Origin of the sequence: Oerskovia enterophila (assembly GCF_044748475.1) — a bacterium.
GTDB classification, from domain to species: Bacteria; Actinomycetota; Actinomycetes; order Actinomycetales; family Cellulomonadaceae; genus Oerskovia; species Oerskovia enterophila.
On record NZ_JBIVFZ010000006.1, the window covers coordinates 158753 to 177541 of the forward strand.

The 18789-nt window shown below is 66.1% G+C and carries 38 protein-coding genes and 1 tRNA gene; 35 read left to right on the plus strand and 4 right to left on the minus strand.

The genetic code is table 11. From position 1 onward, the window contains the following. Nucleotides 1-227 precede the first annotated feature (227 nt). A complete protein-coding gene (locus ACIPWA_RS18055) occupies nt 228-935 on the plus strand; it encodes an MBL fold metallo-hydrolase (protein WP_400291927.1) in 708 nt (235 codons plus the stop codon). A 46-nt stretch (nt 936-981) separates the two neighbouring features. Further along, entirely contained in the window at nt 982-1290 is a 309-nt protein-coding gene (locus ACIPWA_RS18060) for a YciI family protein (protein ID WP_400291928.1), read from the plus strand. A 156-nt stretch (nt 1291-1446) separates the two neighbouring features. On the opposite strand, the gene ACIPWA_RS18065 is transcribed toward ACIPWA_RS18060, so the two are convergent. Continuing rightward, nucleotides 1447-2460: a TerC family protein gene (locus tag ACIPWA_RS18065; RefSeq protein WP_056761895.1), complete on the minus strand. Its 1014-nt coding sequence runs from the start codon at nt 2458-2460 to the stop codon at nt 1447-1449. Beyond that, a complete protein-coding gene (locus tag ACIPWA_RS18070; RefSeq protein ID WP_056651560.1) occupies nt 2460-3458 on the minus strand; it encodes a TerC family protein in 999 nt (332 codons plus the stop codon). The genes ACIPWA_RS18065 and ACIPWA_RS18070 overlap by 1 nt, the downstream gene beginning before the upstream one ends. Before the next feature lie 466 nt (nt 3459-3924). Here ACIPWA_RS18070 and ACIPWA_RS18075 point away from each other — a divergent pair, with 466 nt between their 5' ends. Together ACIPWA_RS18075 and ACIPWA_RS18080 are read left to right on the plus strand one after the other, a co-directional pair. Continuing rightward, a complete protein-coding gene (locus ACIPWA_RS18075; RefSeq protein WP_400291929.1) occupies nt 3925-4281 on the plus strand; it encodes a DUF6221 family protein in 357 nt (118 codons plus the stop codon). Between the two features lie 404 nt (nt 4282-4685). Beyond that, complete coding sequence (locus ACIPWA_RS18080; RefSeq protein ID WP_400291931.1) at nt 4686-5408, plus strand: tyrosine-type recombinase/integrase; 723 nt, start codon at nt 4686-4688, stop codon at nt 5406-5408. A 68-nt stretch (nt 5409-5476) separates the two neighbouring features. Here ACIPWA_RS18080 and ACIPWA_RS18085 read toward each other — a convergent pair whose 3' ends face one another. Then, nucleotides 5477-5713 carry a hypothetical protein gene (locus tag ACIPWA_RS18085; protein WP_400291932.1) on the minus strand — a complete coding sequence of 79 codons (237 nt, stop codon included), beginning with the start codon at nt 5711-5713 and terminating at the stop codon, nt 5477-5479. A gap of 82 nt (nt 5714-5795) precedes the next feature. Beyond that, nucleotides 5796-6035, minus strand: coding sequence for a helix-turn-helix domain-containing protein (locus ACIPWA_RS18090; RefSeq protein WP_400291934.1), 240 nt, complete (start codon nt 6033-6035; stop codon nt 5796-5798). Nucleotides 6036-6159: 124 nt separating this feature from the next. Here ACIPWA_RS18090 and ACIPWA_RS18095 point away from each other — a divergent pair, with 124 nt between their 5' ends. The 31 genes from ACIPWA_RS18095 (at nt 6160) to ACIPWA_RS18245 (ending at nt 18788) form a co-directional block, all read left to right on the plus strand. After that, entirely contained in the window at nt 6160-6384 is a 225-nt protein-coding gene (locus ACIPWA_RS18095; protein WP_400291935.1) for a helix-turn-helix domain-containing protein, read from the plus strand. 292 nt (nt 6385-6676) lie between these two features. Continuing rightward, nucleotides 6677-6753, plus strand: a tRNA-Leu gene (locus tag ACIPWA_RS18100). 101 nt (nt 6754-6854) lie between these two features. Then, complete coding sequence (locus ACIPWA_RS18105; protein ID WP_400291936.1) at nt 6855-7196, plus strand: hypothetical protein; 342 nt, start codon at nt 6855-6857, stop codon at nt 7194-7196. After that, nucleotides 7193-7384, plus strand: a complete 192-nt coding sequence (locus ACIPWA_RS18110) for a helix-turn-helix domain-containing protein (protein WP_400291937.1) — start codon at nt 7193-7195, stop codon at nt 7382-7384. Before ACIPWA_RS18105 ends, ACIPWA_RS18110 begins: the two co-directional genes overlap by 4 nt. A 5-nt stretch (nt 7385-7389) precedes the next feature. Beyond that, the gene (locus ACIPWA_RS18115; protein WP_400291938.1) at nt 7390-7641 is read left to right on the plus strand and encodes a hypothetical protein; all 252 of its coding nucleotides are present in this window, start codon (nt 7390-7392) and stop codon (nt 7639-7641) included. Beyond that, complete coding sequence (locus tag ACIPWA_RS18120) at nt 7638-7904, plus strand: hypothetical protein (RefSeq protein WP_400291939.1); 267 nt, start codon at nt 7638-7640, stop codon at nt 7902-7904. Before ACIPWA_RS18115 ends, ACIPWA_RS18120 begins: the two co-directional genes overlap by 4 nt. A gap of 420 nt (nt 7905-8324) precedes the next feature. Beyond that, nucleotides 8325-8609, plus strand: a complete 285-nt coding sequence (locus ACIPWA_RS18125; RefSeq protein ID WP_400291940.1) for a hypothetical protein — start codon at nt 8325-8327, stop codon at nt 8607-8609. An 81-nt stretch (nt 8610-8690) separates the two neighbouring features. Continuing rightward, on the plus strand, nt 8691-9011 hold the full coding sequence (locus ACIPWA_RS18130; RefSeq protein WP_400291941.1) for a hypothetical protein: 321 nt from the start codon (nt 8691-8693) through the stop codon (nt 9009-9011). After that, the gene (locus tag ACIPWA_RS18135; RefSeq protein ID WP_400291942.1) at nt 9008-9268 is read left to right on the plus strand and encodes a hypothetical protein; all 261 of its coding nucleotides are present in this window, start codon (nt 9008-9010) and stop codon (nt 9266-9268) included. The genes ACIPWA_RS18130 and ACIPWA_RS18135 overlap by 4 nt, the downstream gene beginning before the upstream one ends. Continuing rightward, on the plus strand, nt 9265-9483 hold the full coding sequence (locus ACIPWA_RS18140; RefSeq protein WP_400291943.1) for a DUF7455 domain-containing protein: 219 nt from the start codon (nt 9265-9267) through the stop codon (nt 9481-9483). Before ACIPWA_RS18135 ends, ACIPWA_RS18140 begins: the two co-directional genes overlap by 4 nt. Nucleotides 9484-9619: 136 nt before the next feature. Further along, complete coding sequence (locus ACIPWA_RS18145) at nt 9620-9871, plus strand: hypothetical protein (RefSeq protein ID WP_400291944.1); 252 nt, start codon at nt 9620-9622, stop codon at nt 9869-9871. Between the two features lie 91 nt (nt 9872-9962). Continuing rightward, nucleotides 9963-10187 (plus strand): hypothetical protein, encoded by a 225-nt coding sequence (locus ACIPWA_RS18150; RefSeq protein WP_400291945.1) that lies wholly within the window; start codon nt 9963-9965, stop codon nt 10185-10187. Nucleotide 10188: 1 nt separating this feature from the next. After that, nucleotides 10189-10353 (plus strand): hypothetical protein, encoded by a 165-nt coding sequence (locus tag ACIPWA_RS18155; protein WP_400291946.1) that lies wholly within the window; start codon nt 10189-10191, stop codon nt 10351-10353. 4 nt (nt 10354-10357) lie between these two features. Further along, nucleotides 10358-11155 (plus strand): hypothetical protein, encoded by a 798-nt coding sequence (locus tag ACIPWA_RS18160; RefSeq protein WP_400291948.1) that lies wholly within the window; start codon nt 10358-10360, stop codon nt 11153-11155. Then, complete coding sequence (locus ACIPWA_RS18165) at nt 11152-11616, plus strand: HNH endonuclease signature motif containing protein (RefSeq protein WP_400291950.1); 465 nt, start codon at nt 11152-11154, stop codon at nt 11614-11616. The genes ACIPWA_RS18160 and ACIPWA_RS18165 overlap by 4 nt, the downstream gene beginning before the upstream one ends. 198 nt (nt 11617-11814) lie before the next feature. Next, the gene (locus tag ACIPWA_RS18170) at nt 11815-12063 is read left to right on the plus strand and encodes a hypothetical protein (protein ID WP_400291951.1); all 249 of its coding nucleotides are present in this window, start codon (nt 11815-11817) and stop codon (nt 12061-12063) included. Nucleotides 12064-12196: 133 nt separating this feature from the next. Beyond that, complete coding sequence (locus tag ACIPWA_RS18175) at nt 12197-12415, plus strand: hypothetical protein (RefSeq protein ID WP_400291953.1); 219 nt, start codon at nt 12197-12199, stop codon at nt 12413-12415. Between the two features lie 113 nt (nt 12416-12528). Next, nucleotides 12529-13227, plus strand: coding sequence for a lambda exonuclease family protein (locus tag ACIPWA_RS18180; protein WP_400291954.1), 699 nt, complete (start codon nt 12529-12531; stop codon nt 13225-13227). Nucleotides 13228-13229: 2 nt separating this feature from the next. Continuing rightward, entirely contained in the window at nt 13230-13736 is a 507-nt protein-coding gene (locus ACIPWA_RS18185; protein ID WP_400291955.1) for a hypothetical protein, read from the plus strand. Then, nucleotides 13733-13924, plus strand: coding sequence for a hypothetical protein (locus ACIPWA_RS18190; RefSeq protein ID WP_400291956.1), 192 nt, complete (start codon nt 13733-13735; stop codon nt 13922-13924). Before ACIPWA_RS18185 ends, ACIPWA_RS18190 begins: the two co-directional genes overlap by 4 nt. Then, entirely contained in the window at nt 13921-14199 is a 279-nt protein-coding gene (locus ACIPWA_RS18195) for a hypothetical protein (protein WP_400291957.1), read from the plus strand. Before ACIPWA_RS18190 ends, ACIPWA_RS18195 begins: the two co-directional genes overlap by 4 nt. Then, a complete protein-coding gene (locus ACIPWA_RS18200) occupies nt 14196-14702 on the plus strand; it encodes a WhiB family transcriptional regulator (RefSeq protein WP_400291959.1) in 507 nt (168 codons plus the stop codon). The genes ACIPWA_RS18195 and ACIPWA_RS18200 overlap by 4 nt, the downstream gene beginning before the upstream one ends. After that, nucleotides 14699-14947, plus strand: a complete 249-nt coding sequence (locus tag ACIPWA_RS18205) for a glutaredoxin domain-containing protein (RefSeq protein WP_400291960.1) — start codon at nt 14699-14701, stop codon at nt 14945-14947. The genes ACIPWA_RS18200 and ACIPWA_RS18205 overlap by 4 nt, the downstream gene beginning before the upstream one ends. A gap of 199 nt (nt 14948-15146) precedes the next feature. Then, nucleotides 15147-15785: a M15 family metallopeptidase gene (locus ACIPWA_RS18210; protein WP_400291961.1), complete on the plus strand. Its 639-nt coding sequence runs from the start codon at nt 15147-15149 to the stop codon at nt 15783-15785. A gap of 15 nt (nt 15786-15800) precedes the next feature. Continuing rightward, nucleotides 15801-16076, plus strand: coding sequence for a hypothetical protein (locus ACIPWA_RS18215; RefSeq protein ID WP_400291962.1), 276 nt, complete (start codon nt 15801-15803; stop codon nt 16074-16076). 2 nt (nt 16077-16078) lie between these two features. Beyond that, complete coding sequence (locus ACIPWA_RS18220; RefSeq protein WP_400291963.1) at nt 16079-16567, plus strand: single-stranded DNA-binding protein; 489 nt, start codon at nt 16079-16081, stop codon at nt 16565-16567. Between the two features lie 67 nt (nt 16568-16634). Beyond that, nucleotides 16635-16796, plus strand: coding sequence for a hypothetical protein (locus ACIPWA_RS18225; RefSeq protein ID WP_400291965.1), 162 nt, complete (start codon nt 16635-16637; stop codon nt 16794-16796). Nucleotides 16797-16978: 182 nt separating this feature from the next. Then, on the plus strand, nt 16979-17197 hold the full coding sequence (locus ACIPWA_RS18230; RefSeq protein WP_400291966.1) for a hypothetical protein: 219 nt from the start codon (nt 16979-16981) through the stop codon (nt 17195-17197). Continuing rightward, entirely contained in the window at nt 17190-17669 is a 480-nt protein-coding gene (locus tag ACIPWA_RS18235) for an NUMOD4 motif-containing HNH endonuclease (RefSeq protein WP_400291967.1), read from the plus strand. Before ACIPWA_RS18230 ends, ACIPWA_RS18235 begins: the two co-directional genes overlap by 8 nt. Then, nucleotides 17662-18039, plus strand: a complete 378-nt coding sequence (locus tag ACIPWA_RS18240; protein WP_400291968.1) for a hypothetical protein — start codon at nt 17662-17664, stop codon at nt 18037-18039. Before ACIPWA_RS18235 ends, ACIPWA_RS18240 begins: the two co-directional genes overlap by 8 nt. Then, the gene (locus ACIPWA_RS18245) at nt 18036-18788 is read left to right on the plus strand and encodes a DNA cytosine methyltransferase (RefSeq protein WP_400291969.1); all 753 of its coding nucleotides are present in this window, start codon (nt 18036-18038) and stop codon (nt 18786-18788) included. Before ACIPWA_RS18240 ends, ACIPWA_RS18245 begins: the two co-directional genes overlap by 4 nt. Nucleotide 18789: the final 1 nt, after the last annotated feature.

An 18789-nucleotide genomic window follows, 5' to 3' on the forward strand; every position in this document is an offset into this window, starting at 1 on the left:
GAAGCATCGTATGCCTCGCCCCTGACATTCGCACACCTGTTCGAGACGCGGACGACCGGCGTCGCCCCGACCGGCGAGCCGACGGCGCCTGCGCCATGCCCCTGACCAGCACTCCGAGCCATCTGCTCGCCGTGCCAGACTTCGACGAGAGGCTCGTCACACGACCAGCCGACCGCCGTCGGTTCAGCCACCCCGCCGGCTACCGACCGAAACTACCTGGAGGGCTCGTGGGATACACCGGAGACGTCGCGGTCGGAGGTCCGAGCGACCTGCGGGTCCTGGACGAGATCGAGGTCCGCAAGCTCGCCGTCGGGACGTCGCACAACAACGCCTACCTCCTGACCTGCCGGAGGAGCGGAGCCCAGCTCCTGGTGGATGCTGCTGCCGAACCGGACCGGCTCGCCGAGCTCGTCCGTGAGGGCTCGCCTTCGGCCCGCCTCGACATGGTCGTCACGACGCACCGTCACCGCGACCACATCGCCGCGCTCGCGTCCCTCGTGGCGGTCACGGGAGCCACGGTCGCGGTCGGCGAACCCGACGCCGATGCCGTCACCCGTGCCACGGAGGTCGGCGTCGGCAGATCCTTGCACGACGGCGACACGCTCGTCGTCGGGCACCTCACCCTCGGGGTCGTCGCCCTGCGCGGCCACACACCTGGGTCGGTCGCGCTCGCGTACCGCGAGCCCGAGCACGCCACCGCACCCGGGGCCGTCTCCGGGCGCGCACACCTGTTCACGGGAGACTCGCTCTTCCCGGGCGGGGTGGGCAACACCGAGCAGGACCCTGGACGCTTCGCACTCCTCTACGCCGACGTCACCGAGAGGCTCTTCGACAGGTTCGACGACGCGACGTGGGTCTACCCCGGGCACGGCGCGGACACGACGCTCGGCACCGAGCGTCCCCACCTCGAGGAGTGGCGCGCACGAGGCTGGTAGCAGCGGCCGCGGACCTCGGGAGGCCCGTGCCGCTCGAGGTGCTTGAATGAGCGACATGCCGATCTTCGCCGTGACCTACACGTACGCCGACAAGCCCGCCGTCCTCGACGCGTTCCGCCCCGAGCACCGTGCCTTCCTGGGCGGCCTGCTTGAGCAGGGCACCCTGCTCGCGTCCGGTCCCCTCGCCCAGGACGTCGCCAACCCCGCAGGGGCGCTCCTCCTGGTCGAGGCCGCCGACGAGGCCGGAGTGGCGGCGACGCTCGACGCCGACCCGTTCGCCCGGGAGAACGTCATCACGCGTCGCACGGTCCGTCCCTGGGTTCCCGTGCTCGGCCCCTGGTCCGACCGCATCTGACCCGGGACGGCCCGCGCGGCTCCGCCTGCGGCGCCCGGACCCGCCCGGCACGACCGGGCCCGCGCTCCCGACCCAGACCGTGCAGCACGACGGCCCGCCTCCCCGAGGGGAGGCGGGCCGTGGCGTACCGGGCCGAGCGTGCGCCGGGTGAGCCGACTAGGAGGCCACGTCGACGTCGTCGGGCACGGTCTCCGTCTTGTCCTGGCCGCGCGTGCGCAGCAGGCTCGCGACCGTCGTGACCCCGAGCGCTCCCACGATCACCACGAGCGAGAGCCAGATCGGGACCGTGGGGACGGCCTCGATGTGGTGCCCGCCGTTGATGAACGGCAGCGTGTTCTCGTGCAGCGCCTCGAGGATCAGCTTGACCCCGATGAAGCCCAGGATCACCGCCAGGCCGATCGGCAGGTAGACCAGGCGCTCCAGGAGCCCCCCCAGCAGGAAGTAGAGCTGACGGAGCCCCATGAGCGCGAACACGTTCGTCGTGAACACGATGAACGGGTCCTGCGTCAGGCCGAAGATCGCGGGGATCGAGTCGAACGCGAACAGCAGGTCCGTGCTGCCGATCGCGAGGAACACGATGAGCATGGGCGTGAAGAGCCTCTTGCCGTCGACCACGGTCCGCAGCCTGCCGCCGTCGTACGTCTGCGACAGGGGAAGCACCCGCCGCAGCGAGCGGATCATCCGGTTCTCCTGGTACTCCTCCGGTTCGTCCCCGCCCGCGACGAGCTTGATCGCGGTGTAGATCAGGAACGCGCCGAACAGGTAGAACACCCACACGAACTGCGCGATGATCGCCGCGCCCGCCAGGATGAAGGCGCCGCGCAGCACGAGCGCCACGATGATCCCCACCATGAGGACCTTCTGCTGGTGCTCACGGGGTACGGCGAACCTCGTCATGATGATGACGAACACGAAGAGGTTGTCCACCGACAGGCTGTACTCGGTGAGCCAGCCCGCGTAGAACTCGACCGCCGGGGCGCTCCCGCCCACGAGAGCGACGAGCCCACCGAAGACCAGTGCCAGGGCGACGTAGAACGCCACCCACAGGCCGCTCTCCTTCATCGACGGCACGTGCGGGCGACGGCCCACGATCACCAGGTCGACGAGCAGGAGGACGACGAGAGACGTCAGCGACGCCGCCTCGAACCAGAACGGGAGCTCGTGCTGCATCAGTAGGTTTCCTTCTCCAGGCGACGACGGTCGCTACGGTCCTTCGCGAGGCTCGCGATCGTCGTGATCGCGAGGGTCACCACGATGAAGCCGAGCGAGACGGCGGTCGAGATCTCCGGCAGGAAGGTGATGTGCTCGCCACCGTTGATGAAGGGGATCTCGTTGGTGTGCATCGCGTGGATGAGGAGCTTGATCCCGATGAAGCCGAGGATCGCGGCCAGGCCCCACGCGAGGTAGACGAGACGGTCCAGCAGGCCGTCGATGAGGAAGTAGAGCTGGCGCAGACCCAGGAGCGAGAACGCGTTGGCCGCGAAGACCAGGAAGGTCTCCTGCGTCAGGCCGAAGATCGCGGGGATCGAGTCGACCGCGAACAGGAGGTCGGCGCTGCCGATCGCGATCATCACGATGAGCATGGGCGTGATGTAGCGCTTGCCGGAGATGGTCGTGAACATCTTGTCCTCGACGTACGCGTCCGTCGTCGGGAAGAGACGACGCGTGAGGCGCAGGACCGCGTTCTCCTGGTACTCCTCCTCGTCGTGCGACCGCGCGCTCTTGATCTGCGCGTAGGCCGTGTAGATGAGGAAGGCGCCGAAGATGTAGAAGACCCAGCTGAAGTTCTCGATGAGCGCGGCGCCCAGGAAGATGAAGATCGTGCGCAGGACCAGGGCGATCGTGATGCCGATCAGCAGGACCTTCTGCTGGTACAGCCGCGGGACCCGGAAGCTCGTCATGATCAGGACGAACACGAAGAGGTTGTCGACCGACAGGCTCTTCTCGGTGATGTACCCGGCGAAGTACTCCCCGCCGTAGACCGAGCCGAAGTAGGCCCAGATCCCGACGCCGAAGAGGATCGCGATGCCGACGTAGCCGGCCGACCACCACGAGGCTTCCTTGAGGGTCGGGGCGTGGGGGGTGCGGACGTGACCCACGAAGTCGAAAGCCAGCATCGCGACGATGATGCCGATCGTCGCGGCCCACATCCAGACAGGAACATCCATCACACATACCTCCGGTACGTAGCACTGAGTACCGAAGGTCTCTTCCGCCCGTAGACGACCACCGACCGGCCCGAGGGCGGTCGCGAGAGGTAGCCGTGCTGGACCGGTGACACCGGGCCGACGATTGCGTCGACCGTGATGACGACATCACCGTGTTCGGGAATACTCCCCTTCAGGGCGCAACCCTACAGGATCCGCACGGTTCCAACGTTCGCCCAGGTGGGCGGACATCGGCCCGTGCGGGCTACTATAGGTCCATGGTTAGACGTGATCAGTCCAGCGTGTTGAATTTTCAACAGGAGGATCCCGCCATGTCTGCCCAGATCCGATGCACGACCTGCAAGGCCCAGTTCCGCGTCTCCGAGACGCACCCTGAGGCCACACAGTCCGACGCTGAGCGTCACGTCGTGCGCGAGCACCGACTCCCCCGCGCCCAGGCGCACACCGTCCTACGCAAGGAGAAGCGATGACGCTAACCGAGTTCCTTCTGGCTCGTATTGACGAGGACGGGCGCCGTCTCGACGCGCCTGCGTTCATGGAGTCGGACTCGACGCGCGGGCCGGGGTGGGGCGACCGTGGCGACTGCCCCATCTGCGGCAAGTACCAGTTCGAGGGCACTGAGTCGGCCACCGAGGATGCCTGGTACGAGCACGCCGAGGACACGCATCGACGGTCCCGTGTCCTGGCTGAGTGCGAGGCGAAGCGGCTCCTGGTCGCCGAGGTCCTGCCGATGCGTCCCGACTACGACCCGCTCTACGTGCAGAAGGTCCTGGCCCTGCCCTACGCGGACCACCCCGACTACGACGAAGCCTGGGGGATGTAGTGGCGACTCTGCGTACGCGTGAGCTTCGGGACGGCACCGTGTCATACACGGTGTCGTTCCGCGCAGGCGGCAAGCAAACCTCCGAAACCTTCCGAGGCGACTCCAAAGCCGCCGCCGAGTTCATGCGGAACATCGACCGGTTCGGCCCCGAGACCGCACGATCCGTCCTGCGCACGCAGGAAGGCTCGACCGGGTCGACCATGACTGTCGCGCAGATGCTCACCCACCACATCGACGCACTCTCCGGCGTCACGGACGGCACCCGGCGCAGGTATGAGGCCATCGCACGGGAGACGAACCGCTTCCCCCTCTCCCAACTCCCCATCGACGGCGTATCGAAGTCGGACGTCGCCGCGTGGATCCGCGCACTCGAGCGAGACGGGAAGGCGGGGAAGACGATCCAGATGAGGCAGCAACTCCTGTCGGCCGCGTTCATCCGTGCCATCGACGACGAGCTCGTGTCACGCAACCCCGCCCGAGGTGCGCGCATCCCGAGGACGGAGCAGCGGGAGCGGACGTTCCTCACCCCCGAGGAGTTCATGCAGCTCTACGCCGTCATCCCCGAGGAGTGGCGCCCCCTCATCCACACCCTCGCCGGCACCGGACTCCGGTTCGGCGAAGCGACCGCGCTCAAGGTGTCCGACCTATCCCTCGACGACCGTGTGCCCTCACTGCGGGTCGCGCGCGGGTGGCAGTTCATCGACGGCACGATCCGGAAGCTCGGCGCCCCCAAGACCGCAGCGGGCAGGCGCACCGTCACCCTCGGCGGCCCCCTCACGGCGCACCTGCGCGCGCACGTCCAGGGCAAGCCACGGGGTGCGTGGCTGTTCACCAAGAAGGACGGCAAGTCGCCAGTGCCGCAGTCGACGCTCTACTCCCACTGGTCCAAGTGGATCACCGAGTCGGGCATCAACAAGCGCCCCAGGGTGCACGACCTCCGGCACTCTCACGTCGCGTGGATGCTCGCGTCAGGGCGCCCCCTGGACCAGATCAAGGCCCGCCTAGGGCACAGCAGCATCAAGATCACGGTCGACGTGTACGGGCACCTCATGCCCGACGCCCAAGAAGACATGGCCGCAGCAGCAGGGCGCGCCATCCCCGGCGCCTACGGCCTCATCGAAGCCTGAAGCCCCACGAGAGAGCCCCCCAGCGTGTCCGGCGCTGGGGGGCTTTTCTGCGTTGTTAACCAGGCGGCTCACGAGACGAGGAGTGCGCCGTCGACTCCGAGCACCAACGCTGCCCGCCACACATCATCAACCAACCACTCGCCACAACCAGCGAGCTTGCACAGGGTGTCCGCGAAGGACAGACCGAGCGCCACCGCGAGCGTGTCCACGCTCACACCGCGTACTGCCATGTACTGCTGAACATGCCGCGAGACACCATCGTCAACGCTGAGGCCTGTTGTCTGCCCCACTTCCAGTACTGCCATGTGTTACCCCCAGTGCTTCACCCCACGGGGTGCGGGGCGTGAGGTGAGTCTAGGCACGTGGGAGTGACACGGGTGTCTCAGGTCACATGCGCTCTGCGGCCTTCGTCCACACTTCACCCGATGTGAGACCCACCGCCGCGGCCAAAGACGCCAGCGTGTTCACGTTGATCGGCCGCTCACCCTTCAGATACCGGTTCAGAGTCCGGTCCGGGATGCCCGCCAGCTCCGCCACATCCTTGAGCTGTAGCCGCTGAGCAGCGATTTCAGCGCGCAGAGTAGCGGCCACGGCGTCGTTCATCGTCCCCTGCTTGATCGTGTTCACACCCCTAATGATGCCCAATCTGGGCCGCTGTGACGCATGGACCGGGTGAAAAACGGCCCAACTTGCGTACCCGTCGGCCCGTTCGGTCTTGCGTCGGCCCATTTGGGCCGGTAGTGTCCAAGACATGAACACCGCCGAAGCAGTCGCGAAGGTCATCGAAGACCTCCGCAAGCAGGCGGACTGCTCGCAGGTCCACCTCTCAGAGGCAACGGGCATCCCCCGTACAACTCTCCAGCGCCGGCTCGACGGAGACCCCTTCAAGGTCAACGAGCTCGACGCGATCACCAAGGCACTCGGCGTTGACGCCGCCGCGGTTTGGTCGCAGGCCGCACTCCTCACCCCCTCCTAGGCACAACAGCCCTAGCAGCACCTCGCCCCTCACAGACCGGGCGCTAGGGCACTCAGCTTCCCCGGTGGGGCGGTCGTAACTGAACAGACTCACACGTCAGCGGATACCCGCCACCACTACATGTCCTCGGGGTGGCGGAGAGAACCGCGAGAGGGAGCGACCCAGGACAGGGAAGGCCCCGCGCCGCAAGGGACAGAAGCTTCGGCTTCTGTCAGGAACAAGCTGACGGGTGGTGTGCACGACCGGTAGATCCCGGACGACGTGCACAGGCCGCTGACTCAAGCGGCCACACGGCCCCTTAGCCCAACCTTCGGCAGAGGCAATCGGTTCAAAACCGATCCAGTGCGAGTTCGAATCTCGCAGGGGCCACTCGCACTACACAGCGGTACGGGCGGGCAGGAGGGTCCCGCCTGGGGACGAACCCCCGCCCGTACCGCTTCCCTTCCCCACACAAGCAAAGGAGCTTCGTCGTGCCCATGCCAACCCACACCATCAACGGCCAACGCTTCCGGTTCAGCAAGCACGCAACCGACCGCGCACTCGACATGGCCGTCGAACCCGAGGAACTGCTCTCCGCACTCCGGAAGCCCCGCAAAGTCGTCGACTCCAAAGCGCACCCCGGCACGTCGTACTGGACCCGAGGCCGCGTCACTCTCGGCGTCGCCTACGACCTGCGCCTCCCCGACGTCATCACCGTCGTGACCGTCCTGTGGTCCTCCGCAGCGAACTGGGACATCGACTACGAGCTCGCACCCGCCGTCGCAGGCAGGGAAGCGCGCACCAACTTCCGTGAAGCAAGGAGTAACGCATGAGCGACATTCACGAGCCGCCGTTCGACCGCGCTGAAGCTGCCCGTCGGCTTGGCGTGAAGGAGTCATGGCTCCGGGACCACCGCAACGAGGTCCCGTTCGTGCGCATGGGCCGGTTCATCCGGTACACGCAGGCACATCTGAACGCGTACATCGACCGCCGCACGGTCGACCCGAGAGGTAAGAGGTGAGTTTGATGAGCTGGTGGACACGCAACTTTGTGGGTGTTGACCCGAACCCTGAGCCGTCGTTTCTGGACGTGCTCGATGGTGTGACACTCCCCGCCGCGGACGGTACGCCGGCGGTGCACGTGAACGTTCTGAACGGTCAAGCGCACACATACGTTTACGACCCGACGTTGGGGCCGTTGGATGGGCGCTCGACCCTGGAGCGCTTCCCGATCATGCCGCGCGCTGCACAGCCCGTCATCCCCGCGGCGAAGCCATGAGCGCCGTACTGCTGCGCCGAGCCGCATCGGCCGAGTATGCGGAGTGGGGCGGCGACCTGAACGCTCGACTGTACCCGGGGGCGGTCGAGATCCACCTTGCCCTTGCTGGGTGGCTCGACGCCATCGCCTACCACTGGGAGCGTGTCGCCGAGCAGGCAGAGGACCCGGACGACCCGGTCGACGCAGACGGGCAGCGCATCGGCGAAACCCTAGACGCTTGGGCGGTCGTCATCGCCCGCCGGATCCTCGGGGACGACTCATGACGACGTACGCGGGTCGTCCTCTACCTGTTTGGCAGATTCTCGACCGGGAGACGGGCGAGCTCATCGACACCGTGCCGTCAGGGTCGCACCAGGACCTCGCACTCATGGCGGGGTCGACGGAGTACTTGTTCCGGCACGAGGTAGCGCACAACGTCCTCACTGGCGAACGGATCTACCGGTGAAGGCGCGCCGTGTTTTCAAGTACGGGTCCGCGCAACCTGACGAGCTGAACGGTTGGTCCCGCGCGCACTGCACCCTGTGCGCCGGCACTGGTCGCACGCCCGTTGCCGGGTTCACGCAGACGTGCGGGCGGTGCATGGGCCACGGGTTCGTGTACACGCCCGACGTCGTTCGCACGTACCAGGTTGACCGTCAGCCGGGTGGTCGCACCGTCACATACAGGGAGAGGCGGGTGCGGGTATGAGCGCGGCGACGGAAACTGACATCCTCGCCGGACTCGACTGGAACCCCGTCTGGGCGTGTGAGCACTCCGACCACCCGAAATGGCCCGGCAACCCCGCCGCGACGTGGATCAAGTACTCGAAGTGTCCCGCGTGCGACCACGGACCCCAGGTGCTGCTCGTGTGCAACCCGGACCGCCTCGACTTCATGAAGGCGCGGGTCATCGTGTGCAACTCCTGCGCGCATGAGGGCCCACCCCAGGCTTTCAAGCTGACGTTCCGCCCGATCGGTGACATGCCATGACCCCCGGCCAGCGTTTCACCGCGCGGGTGTGGCTCACGTTGTGGGCACTCACCCGACCCCGACGAAAGAAGGAGAACACCCGTGGCTGACTACCGCACCACCGGCTCTGTCAAGGGCACGCACTACGACCACACCGGCGACATCCCGCCGATGACGGAGGCCGAGTTTCTGGGCCGACCGCATCCGGCTGTGGTTGATCACACGGCCGCTGTCGTCGAACGCGTCCAAGCACTCACACCACCGTCCCTCGTGAAGCTCGATCGGGCCGAAGCGCTCGTCGCCGCTGTCGTCATCTGGCGCAACCGCGAGCTTCACGGCCAAGCGCCCGGCGAAGAACAGTACGACTCCGCACTCGACTACATCCGCGACCTCACCGACCGGTACATCGAGGCGACACCGTGAACCGCAAGACGACGCACGAGCCGAAGCCGCTCACGACCGAAGCCGACGCGTGGGACCTCGGATATGCCGAAGACGCGTGGTACCTGAACGGGTGCGGACAGTACCTCCCCGAGAACGCGGTCCACATAGCGGTCCGCCACAACCCCGCCCTTGTGGGGGCGTTCCAGGCCGGGTCCTGGGCACACACCAACGACGACCAGGCGGGCGGCTTCAACGGCCCCCGCACCCCCAACCCGCACAAGGAGGTGAAGTCATGAGCAAGTTGACACTGCTGGACCGGTGCGACGCCTGCAACTCCGCCGCATACGTACGGGTCACAAACCCCGAGAAGGGCCACGACCTGAACTGGTGCGGACATCACTGGCGCCGCGTCGCCGACCACATCCCCGACCACTGGCTGCTGCACTCCGAGCTCGCCCGCCTCGAGGCTGAACACGGACCCAACCGCGAACGACCGGGGGTACACGCGTGAGCCTGAATGCCGCTGGGAGCGGGAATCTCACCGACATCTGCCACTGCGGCCACTACTGCAAGTCACACGACTACCTCGGGTGCATCCGCTGCAACTGCAACACCCCGCACCCCACCGCCGCTCCCAAGGAGGACGCATGAGCCTGTTCATCCGTCTGACTGTTGGGCATCACATGGTCGACCGGATCCGCGTATCCCGTGTCTCCAACACGGATGAGAACGTGCTCGACCCCGACACCGTGTCCACGTACCAGGTCGACACCCCCGCCGGCCGGGACCGACAGGGCTACATCGTCTGGCGCACCGTCACCACGATCTCCCACCGGTACGGCGACGGGGCAACCGAACTCGCACGACTCGCCCTCAACGCACTCAAGGAGAACACGTGACCGGCGCCACGTTCACGCACTGCCCCACGTGCGGGCGCCTACTCATCTACGGGCAAACCTGCACCTGCGGCACCAACACCAAGGAGAACCCGTGAGCAAACGCGACCCGTGGTACTACCGCCCCCCGAAGTCCCTCGTCACCGCAATGGCCGTGACCATGGCGCTCTGGATGACGGGCCTCATCGTGTGGGTGCTGACCCTGAGTCCATGGGCTTTCGGCATCTGCCTTCTCGCTGTTGCGTGGGGCATTGGTCGCCCCGCCTTCGCACTCCACCTTCTCGCACGAGACGACGCACGCTACGACAAGGAGAACTGACATGTACCGCCTGACACTCACCCCCACGACCGGCCGCCACCACGCACCCACCCTCGGCGACGAGGGCGAGCAGATCGAAACGATCGAAGTCCTCCCCACCGAAGAGCCCCTCACCGCACCCGTCGCCCCCATCGTCCCGGCCGAGCCCACGCCCGTGCCTGCGTGACGACATGACCCACATCGACGACGGGTGGCAAGCCCCGAAACCCCACACGAACAACCCCTTCCAAGACGGCCCCACCCGATACCGGGTGGGGTCTCTCTATGGGGCACGAACGTTCATCGCAGACGCCGACGGCAACCTCGCCGGCGCCACGTACCGGCGAATCTGGGCACCCGGCGTCAACGAAGCCGAGTGCTGGAAGATCACCGGCTGGCAAGTCTGCAACGTCGGCCTCGTCCCGACGCGACCCGCACGCGAACACAAGACCGTCTTCACCGGCCGCACCATGACCCGCGCCGACGGAACCACGTACCCCGCGTACGTGCAGGAGTTCGTCGGGTGGGCGTGGACCCTCAACGGTGAGCGCGGCATCACGTCCGTCGAACCGCTGCCCCACTACGGGAACAACGGGTCCGACAAGCACTCCATCCACGACTGCGACTGTGGCCTGCACGGTTTTCTCACCGGGTCGCTGACGTACGCGAACCGTGACAGCTCGGTGAGCGGCGTCGTCCGTGCGTTCGGGAACGTCACCGTCCACGAGCGAGGGTTCCGGGCGTCGCATGCGGAGATCGTCGCGCTGTACATGCCGGACGGTTCTCGGCCTCGCGCGAAGGGGTACCGGGTCAGCCCTGATGCCCCGCTGAGCGAAGGGTTCGCGCGGGTTGGGAAGACCCTCACGCCCGAGCTCGCTCGCGCTGTCGCGGACCGTTACCCGCTGGTCCCTGTGTACACGGACCTCGACGCCATGCTCCGCGAGCACCCCACCGAACCGCCCCAGAAGAGGAAGGAGATCACGGCATGAGAGGCGAAGAAATACCTGTCACACGTGACGACATCACGAGTCGATACCGTCTGGACGAGGACACGGGATGTTGGCACTGGACCGGCGCGCTCAATCGGCACATCGGGTACGGGTACTTCCGACAGAAGATCGCGCACCGCCTGTCCTACGAGTTGCTCGTCGGCCCGATCCCCGACGGCTACCAGATCGACCACCTGTGCCGGGTCCGAGACTGCATCAACCCGGACCACCTCGAGGCGGTCACCCCAGAGGAGAACAACCGGCGCTCCGACTCGTGGAGTGCGGTCAAGATGCGCCAGACAGAGTGCCACAACGGCCACCCCCTGTCCGGCGACAACCTGAAGATCACTACTCGCGGCAGTCGCCAGTGCCGTGAGTGCCGCCGCAACTACAAGCGTGAGTGGTACCGCGAGAAGCGCGCCAAGGAGCGTGAAGCTCGAGCGCTTGTGAGGACCGCATGAGACATGCCCAGCCTCGTCCGAAGAGCCCCGCCCGACTCCTGATCGGTGCGGGGCTCTTCTGCGTCCTGACCGTGGTCTTGACCATCACCGCGCGTTGGGTGTGGGCGCACCCAGACACCGCGTTCTGGGCCCTCCTCGCCGTACTCATACCCACCACACTCGCCGGCAACCGGTGGTCCAAGCAGAAAGAGAAGGAACATGCCCGACACCCCCATTGAGCGCGCGGCCGAAGCGATCGGCGCGCACATGCGACCCGTGCTCGAACTCGACCTTGACGTCGCCCGTGCCGTGTTCGCGTCCATCGACACCGACGAACTCGCGCGGACGCTGCACGCGCACCGGTTTCGCAACATGCCGATCCCTTGGGACGCCCTTCCCAAGTCGCACCGCGTCGCATTCCGCGCTCAGGCCGAGGCCGTGAAGGCGCACCTGCTGGGGTCGTCGTGACGTTCACGGCGCGCACGGGCGAGGACCGACACGTGCACAACACGTGCGATACCTGCCAAGCGACCTCCTGGCACATCAACGTTCGCCTAGCCGATATGTGGCGCAGAAACCACCGCTGCCGAAAGGACACCCCATGAGCAAGTACACCCTCTACTTCACCAACGTCACGAGCACAGCCGTCGAGGTCGAAGCCGACGACCTCGACTCGGCCCTCGAGCTGGCCTACAACCGCCTGCCCGGCTCGATCTGCGCCCAGTGCTCCGGCTGGGGCGAGTCCTGGGACCGCGACGAGGGCGAGTGGGAGTTCGACGAGACCGCGCACTACGTCGACGACATCGAAGTCCGCTCATGAGTGACCCGGGTTGGTGGGGCGTCGTAATCGTCCTCTCTGCCGTAACCGCCTGGTGCCTCTACAAGAACCAGCGCTCCAAGTACTAACCCCCCTGACACCAGAAGAGAGGCACCATGCCGCCGATTGATACAACCCTGCGCGAGTACCCGAACATCACCCAGGGCACTGACGAGTGGCGTGACCTCCGCGCGGGGATCGTCACCGCCTCCACGGTCGGGCAGCTCATCACCCCGAGCACGTTGAAGGTCGCGTCCAACGAGACGTCGCGTGGCCTGACGCTCACCCTCGCCGCTGAGCGCATCACGGGTCGGGCGGAAGAGACCCCGATGACGTCGGACATGTGGCGTGGCGTCGAGAACGAACCCCGCGCCCGCGACAAGTACGCCGAAACCGTCGCCCCGGTTCGCGAGCTCGGGTTCATGACCCGCGACAACCCGTTCGACGGCTGGGCCTTGGGCTACTCCCCCGACGGTCTTGTCGGCGACGACGGCCTCATCGAGATCAAGTCACCCCGACCCAAGGGGCACCTCCGCACGATCCTGTCCGACCGGGTCCCGTCTATGTACATGGCGCAGTTGCAGGCGGGCCTGTTCGTGTCCGGGCGGCAGTGGATCGACTACATCTCCTACTCCGGTGGCATGCCGATGTACGTGAAGCGCGTCGAACCCGACGAGGAGTGGTTCACGGCGATCAAGGCGGCTGTCGTCGCGTTCGAGAAGGACGTCGCCGACATGGTCATGGCCTACACCGAGGCGGCACGGACGCTGCCCGCAACCGAGTACATCGAACCGTTCCAGGAAGCGAGGGTCTGACCGTGGACATCTCTGCAACGCTCGTCGGCAAGTCTGATCAGCTCGACAATATCGACCTCCTCTCCGGCCCGCGTGACTTCACCATCACGGACGTCTCGGCGGGCAACGCTGAGCAGCCGATCAACATCACGTTGGCTGAGTTCCCGCGTCCGTGGCGCCCGGGTCTGACGATGCGCCGCGTTCTCGCTGCGGTGTGGGGGCCTGACGCGTCCGTGTACGTGGGCCGCCGCGTCCGCCTCTACAGGGACCCGGGCGTGACGTTCGGCAAGGACGCAACAGGCGGCACGCGACTGTCCCACGCGTCCCACATTGAGAAGCGCGTGGAGATCACGTTGCCGACGTCGCGCGGCAAGTTCGGCCTGTTCAAGGTCGCCCCCCTCCCTGACGCTCCCCCGGTTGATGTGGGGGCGATCACGGACCAGAACGAGTTGCGTGATCTGTGGAACACGCGACCGGACCTGCGCGACGCCATCACGGCCCGCGTCAACGAACTCAAGGAGCAGCCGTGAAGGTTCGCATCCTCATCAGCGACGACCTGGGCGAGGTTGATCTGCAACGCGAGTACGACCTGACCCCACCCAAGGCCGCGTTCGGTTTGCACCCCACCGACGCACCCAAGCCGGGGTTCACGGACGACGTCGAAGCAATCCACCACCTCGTGGACCTGGCAACCGCCGCATGGAAGGAGCTGGCATGAGCACGACTGCGGCAACCAGCGCGCGCACGGCCCAAAACGCCCAAGCCCGCGCCGACCGCATCGAAGACATCAACTTCATGATCGCAACCGGCGTCTCCAACGAAGCGGAAGTCGCACACAGGCTCGGACTCACCCTCGCATCATTCGAACGCTGGTGCTACCGAACAGGGAACGCCGAACTCTGGAACCGCCTCATCGCATACCGCGCCATCCAACGCGACGACTGGAAAGGCGACCGGTCACTACTCCGCCCACGGAAGGACACCGCAGCATGAACGACGACAACCCGTGGCCCTTCCGCGCCGCATGCAACACCACATCACCCGAAACGGACCACTGGTACGCGCCAACGAAGATCCCGGGCGGGAAGATCGAGGGCGGCAAGGCCAAGCGGGCACGCCTCAAGCTCGCGTTGGCCGCGTGCGAAACCTGCCCTGTGCGCCGTGAGTGCGGTGACGCCGGCCGGGACGAAGAACACGGCATCTGGGGCGGCATCGACAAGGGTGCTGAGAAGCGCGAACCGACCCGGCCCACACGACGCACCCCCGAGCAGAACAGTGCCGTCCAGCAGAAGGCCAACGCTGCCCGAACCGCACGCGCAACCGCGGCGTTCGATCAGTTCGTTGAGACCATCACCACCCTCCACCTTCAGGGCGCAACCCTGGCGGACATCCTCGAGCACACCGGGTACGACGACCGGCAAGTGTTCTACAACCGCCTCCACCGACGCGGACGACTCGACCTCTACTCAATGCTCACAGGAGCCGCCACCACATGACGACCGTTGACCTGTATTCCAAAGCTCACTGCGTTCAGTGCACGTTCCAGAAGAAGAAGCTCGACCTCCTCGGCATCCCGTACGTCGAGCATCGGATCGACCAGGATCCGGAAGCGCTCGCCGTCGTGCAGGCCGCTGGTTTCCTTCAAGCCCCCGTCGTGATCGCGCCGGGGGCTTTCTCGTGGTCGGGGTACTCGCCCGACAAGTCCACCGCCCTCGCAACCCACCTCAAGGAGCAGACATGAGGTACGAACCCCAGCGCCTTGTCGTGGACCCACCGGGCTGCGGCTGCACTGACTGCATCACCCACTACTCGGTACCGGCTGACTACCTGACGGACGAGCACTTGGCCCTGATTCGGTCAGGTTCGCCCGAGTGGGTCGACCGCACGCACTGGCAGAACGAGCCCCTCGACAGGTGGCTTCAACTACTCCAGGAGCAGACATGACCGCGGTGGCGTTGGTGCTCGCCCTGACAGCACCCGTACTCGGCAGCGGCCCGGATCTCACCACACCACCCCTCGAAGCCCCGGTCATCGTCGAGCTCAGACCGGTCGCACCACCCCGCACACCACCACCCACACCCGTCACACCGGTGCAGGTCCCAACCGAGGCCGCGTTCTCCGTAGAGATCGCGGCCTCTGCTGTGCAGCCCAAACCGCCGTCGCCCGTGGTTGTGCAGCAGCCCGTTGCACGAGTCGCCGACCACGCGGACGCCATCGCACGCGCACGGTCCGCACCCAACGGGCAGTTGCCCCGCGACGCACTCTGCCCCATCTGGGACGGCACCCTCTTCCGCTGCGACATGGCCGCCGCACTCGAATCAGCAGCCGCCGCTGGTATGCCAAGGGTCAACATGACCGACGGCTACCGGTCCTACGACCAACAGGTCTCCGTCAAAGCATCACGCGGGTCGTGGGCAGCCCAACCCGGCACGTCCAACCACGGGTACGGCACAGCAGCCGACATACCCGAACCCGCCCGGTCCTGGCTCTTCCGCCACGGAGCCGACCACGGACTCATCAACCCCGCCTGGGCCAAGACCGAGAAGCACGAGCCCTGGCACTGGGAACTCGCCAACTAACCAAGGAGCACAACCATGACCAGCACCGCGACGACCGTCACCTACGCACTCCGCCCCCTGTTCGAGGCGTTCCTCGAGGAGCAGCACTCCACGGGCGACGCTGACCTCTACTACTTCATCCGGGACTACAACGGGCGACCGTGGATCGTCAGCTTCGACCACAACGGCGACCCGTTCGTGGCGTCCATCCCGTACGAGGACAAGGACTCGGGCCTGATCGAAGAGCCTGACCGGTTCCACGGCGGACTCGACCTCCCCACCTACCCCGTCCGCATCGTCGAGGAGTCCTGAATATGTCCGGAGAAACCATCATCGCTGTCGTCGGCAACCTGACCGGAGACCCCGAGCTCAAGTTCACGCCGTCGGGCGCAGCCGTCGCGAACTTCACCATCGCGTCCACCCCCCGCACGTTCGACAAGCAGACCAACGAATGGAAGGACGGCGACACCCTCTTCCTCCGCTGCTCCATCTGGCGCGAGGCCGCGGAGAACGTCGCCGAGTCCCTCACCAAGGGAACACGCGTCATCGCACAGGGCCGACTCGTGCAGCGCTCCTACGACAAGGACGGCGAGAAGCGCACCGTCGTCGAGCTCCAGGTCGAAGAGGTCGGGCCGTCGCTCAAGTACGCCACGGCGAAGGTCACCCGCTCCACCAAGGGCAACGCGACATCCTCGGGTGGCTTCAACCGCCGCACCCCCGCCAACACCGGCGACTACGGCCAGGCACCCGCGTCCGACCCCTGGACCACGTCGACCGAGGGAGCATCCGGTGCCCCGTTCTAGCCGACCCCGCTACCGGGTCTTCAAGACATGGAGCCAAGGCTGGTACATCGCGGATCGCGAAGCGGGGGTGGTCACCTACGCCGGCGAACGATGGGCCGACGCGATCGAAGGTGTCCGCGCACGCTACGACCGCCTCCAACGCGCACACGACTACATGACCCACTTCCACCCCGACCAAATCGACGCCGACGAAATCATCTACACACCCGGCAACTGGGCCAACGGATAGGAACACCGGATGAGAATCCGATTCACGCTCGACGTCACGCGGGCGCCCAAGCCTGAACCCGTGGATGCCCCCGACGTTTACGACCTGTCGGGGGCATCCACGGAGCGAGCCGGGGACCAACCCATCGGCTTCCGCATCCAACCCCCTAACGACCCCGCATACGCAGACGAGGTGAAGCACGCATGAGCACCCTCTACCCGCAACGGCGACCAGGCGGAATCGTGTGGCGAGACTTTGTCGGCGACGTGCACTTCCACTGGTGGCCCGGCCTGGACTGGGCCGACACCAGCACCGGGCGACTCTACGGCGCCCACTACACCGTCAACGACTGGGTCACCCGCGCCCAAGCCGAACGCACCCTTCGCCAGCTCGGACACACGATCGGCGAATGGGATGACTGACCTCGAAGAGGTTTGGCTTCCTGCCGTTGGCTACGAGGGGCTCTACGAGGTAAGCAACCACGGGCGGGTCCGCTCGCTTGATCGCATCGATGCTAATGGCCGACGCAGGAAAGGCCGCATTCTACTACCGGTGAAGAACCTCAAGGGCGGCCGTTTGCGGGTGGATCTTTACCGTGGCGGGCAGAAGCGCATGCTGCTGATTCACCGCCTGGTTTTGATGACCTTCGTAGGCCCCGCACCTGACGGCATGGAGGCTTGCCACAACGACGGCAACCATACGAACAACGCGCCCAACAACCTCCGCTGGGACACGTCGTCAGCGAACAAGCTGGATTCCGTTCGCCATGGCACACACGCCAACGCCATCAAGACCCATTGTCCGCGCAGTCACCCTTACGACTCGGTGAACACATACATCGACTCGAAAGGCAAGCGCAGGTGCCGAGCGTGCTGGAGGCCACAAGATGCCTGACCTTTGGCTCGAGTTCACCAAGAACGAATGGTGGAGCTCCAACGACCGCCTCCACTGGGCAGTCAAATCCAAACTCACCAAGAACGCCCGATCGAAGGCCCGCGACGCAGCAGTTGTCGCGGGCCTTCCCGTGTTCGACCGCGCCCACGTCACCGCCTGGATCTCCTACCCGCGCGCATCCAAAGCCGACCCGAGCAACGCAGCGCCATGCGTCAAAGCGCTTTTAGACGGCATAACGGACGCAGACGGGTACGGCTGGGTAGACGACGACAGCACACACGTCGTCGCCGTCACCTACCGCAGAGGGCCGCACACCAAACGACCCGGCACCTGGGTTATTCGGCTCCAAATCGAAGAAGAGAACACATGAACCGACCCAAGGCCCTCGACCTCTTCGCGTGCGAAGGCGGCGCAACAGTCGGATACCAGCGCGCCGGCTATGACGTCTACGCCGTCGACATGGATCACAGCCGCCTCAAGCGCAACCCCGCCGAGCACAAGCTGGTCGGGGACGCGCTCAAGGTGCTGGACGACCTGTACGTAATGGGGCGAGTGTTCTTTGACGACGGCTCCTCACTTGAGCTCACGGACATCGACCTCATCCACATGTCGCCGCCCTGCCAGGCCTTCACGCGCGGCAACGCCGGCCGAGAGACGTCCTGGCCGAAGCTAATCGAGCCCTGCCGGGAGAAGGCGGCGATGCTCGACCTCCCCTACGTCATCGAGAACGTGAAGGACGCCGGCCCCGAGATGGTGGACCCGGTCGGCCTGTGCGGGTGCATGTTCGGCCTGTCCACGATCGACACCGACGGGGTGCGCATCCACTTGCAACGCCTGCGCTTGTTCGAGACCAACTGGAACCTTCAGCCGCCCCGGCCGTGCGACCACTCAACGCACGAGTGGGTGGCCGGCGCGTACGGGGGTGCCCGCCGCGACAAGTACGAAGCCAAGTACGTCCGCAAGGGCGGCTACGTGCCCCGCGAGAAGGCCGTCGTGAAGCGGCTACTGGGTATCGAGCACGACGTCACATGGAACGGGGCGTTCGAGTGCATCCCGCCGGCCTATGCCGAGTGGGTCGGCCTCAACGCACGCGTACAGCTCATCAAGGAGGCCGCCTGAC

Coding starts and splice junctions, on each gene's coding strand:
- ACIPWA_RS18060 (WP_400291928.1), top strand. CDS start 982: ATGAGCGACATGCCGATCTTCGCCGTGACCTACACGTACGCCGACAAG.
- ACIPWA_RS18065 (WP_056761895.1), bottom strand. CDS start 2,460: ATGCAGCACGAGCTCCCGTTCTGGTTCGAGGCGGCGTCGCTGACGTCT.
- ACIPWA_RS18070 (WP_056651560.1), bottom strand. CDS start 3,458: ATGGATGTTCCTGTCTGGATGTGGGCCGCGACGATCGGCATCATCGTC.
- ACIPWA_RS18075 (WP_400291929.1), top strand. CDS start 3,925: ATGACGCTAACCGAGTTCCTTCTGGCTCGTATTGACGAGGACGGGCGC.
- ACIPWA_RS18080 (WP_400291931.1), top strand. CDS start 4,686: ATGAGGCAGCAACTCCTGTCGGCCGCGTTCATCCGTGCCATCGACGAC.
- ACIPWA_RS18085 (WP_400291932.1), bottom strand. CDS start 5,713: ATGGCAGTACTGGAAGTGGGGCAGACAACAGGCCTCAGCGTTGACGAT.
- ACIPWA_RS18095 (WP_400291935.1), top strand. CDS start 6,160: ATGAACACCGCCGAAGCAGTCGCGAAGGTCATCGAAGACCTCCGCAAG.
- ACIPWA_RS18110 (WP_400291937.1), top strand. CDS start 7,193: ATGAGCGACATTCACGAGCCGCCGTTCGACCGCGCTGAAGCTGCCCGT.
- ACIPWA_RS18115 (WP_400291938.1), top strand. CDS start 7,390: ATGAGCTGGTGGACACGCAACTTTGTGGGTGTTGACCCGAACCCTGAG.
- ACIPWA_RS18120 (WP_400291939.1), top strand. CDS start 7,638: ATGAGCGCCGTACTGCTGCGCCGAGCCGCATCGGCCGAGTATGCGGAG.
- ACIPWA_RS18125 (WP_400291940.1), top strand. CDS start 8,325: ATGAGCGCGGCGACGGAAACTGACATCCTCGCCGGACTCGACTGGAAC.
- ACIPWA_RS18140 (WP_400291943.1), top strand. CDS start 9,265: ATGAGCAAGTTGACACTGCTGGACCGGTGCGACGCCTGCAACTCCGCC.
- ACIPWA_RS18145 (WP_400291944.1), top strand. CDS start 9,620: ATGAGCCTGTTCATCCGTCTGACTGTTGGGCATCACATGGTCGACCGG.
- ACIPWA_RS18155 (WP_400291946.1), top strand. CDS start 10,189: ATGTACCGCCTGACACTCACCCCCACGACCGGCCGCCACCACGCACCC.
- ACIPWA_RS18160 (WP_400291948.1), top strand. CDS start 10,358: ATGACCCACATCGACGACGGGTGGCAAGCCCCGAAACCCCACACGAAC.
- ACIPWA_RS18165 (WP_400291950.1), top strand. CDS start 11,152: ATGAGAGGCGAAGAAATACCTGTCACACGTGACGACATCACGAGTCGA.
- ACIPWA_RS18170 (WP_400291951.1), top strand. CDS start 11,815: ATGCCCGACACCCCCATTGAGCGCGCGGCCGAAGCGATCGGCGCGCAC.
- ACIPWA_RS18175 (WP_400291953.1), top strand. CDS start 12,197: ATGAGCAAGTACACCCTCTACTTCACCAACGTCACGAGCACAGCCGTC.
- ACIPWA_RS18180 (WP_400291954.1), top strand. CDS start 12,529: ATGCCGCCGATTGATACAACCCTGCGCGAGTACCCGAACATCACCCAG.
- ACIPWA_RS18195 (WP_400291957.1), top strand. CDS start 13,921: ATGAGCACGACTGCGGCAACCAGCGCGCGCACGGCCCAAAACGCCCAA.
- ACIPWA_RS18200 (WP_400291959.1), top strand. CDS start 14,196: ATGAACGACGACAACCCGTGGCCCTTCCGCGCCGCATGCAACACCACA.
- ACIPWA_RS18205 (WP_400291960.1), top strand. CDS start 14,699: ATGACGACCGTTGACCTGTATTCCAAAGCTCACTGCGTTCAGTGCACG.
- ACIPWA_RS18210 (WP_400291961.1), top strand. CDS start 15,147: ATGACCGCGGTGGCGTTGGTGCTCGCCCTGACAGCACCCGTACTCGGC.
- ACIPWA_RS18215 (WP_400291962.1), top strand. CDS start 15,801: ATGACCAGCACCGCGACGACCGTCACCTACGCACTCCGCCCCCTGTTC.
- ACIPWA_RS18220 (WP_400291963.1), top strand. CDS start 16,079: ATGTCCGGAGAAACCATCATCGCTGTCGTCGGCAACCTGACCGGAGAC.
- ACIPWA_RS18230 (WP_400291966.1), top strand. CDS start 16,979: ATGAGCACCCTCTACCCGCAACGGCGACCAGGCGGAATCGTGTGGCGA.
- ACIPWA_RS18235 (WP_400291967.1), top strand. CDS start 17,190: ATGACTGACCTCGAAGAGGTTTGGCTTCCTGCCGTTGGCTACGAGGGG.
- ACIPWA_RS18240 (WP_400291968.1), top strand. CDS start 17,662: ATGCCTGACCTTTGGCTCGAGTTCACCAAGAACGAATGGTGGAGCTCC.
- ACIPWA_RS18245 (WP_400291969.1), top strand. CDS start 18,036: ATGAACCGACCCAAGGCCCTCGACCTCTTCGCGTGCGAAGGCGGCGCA.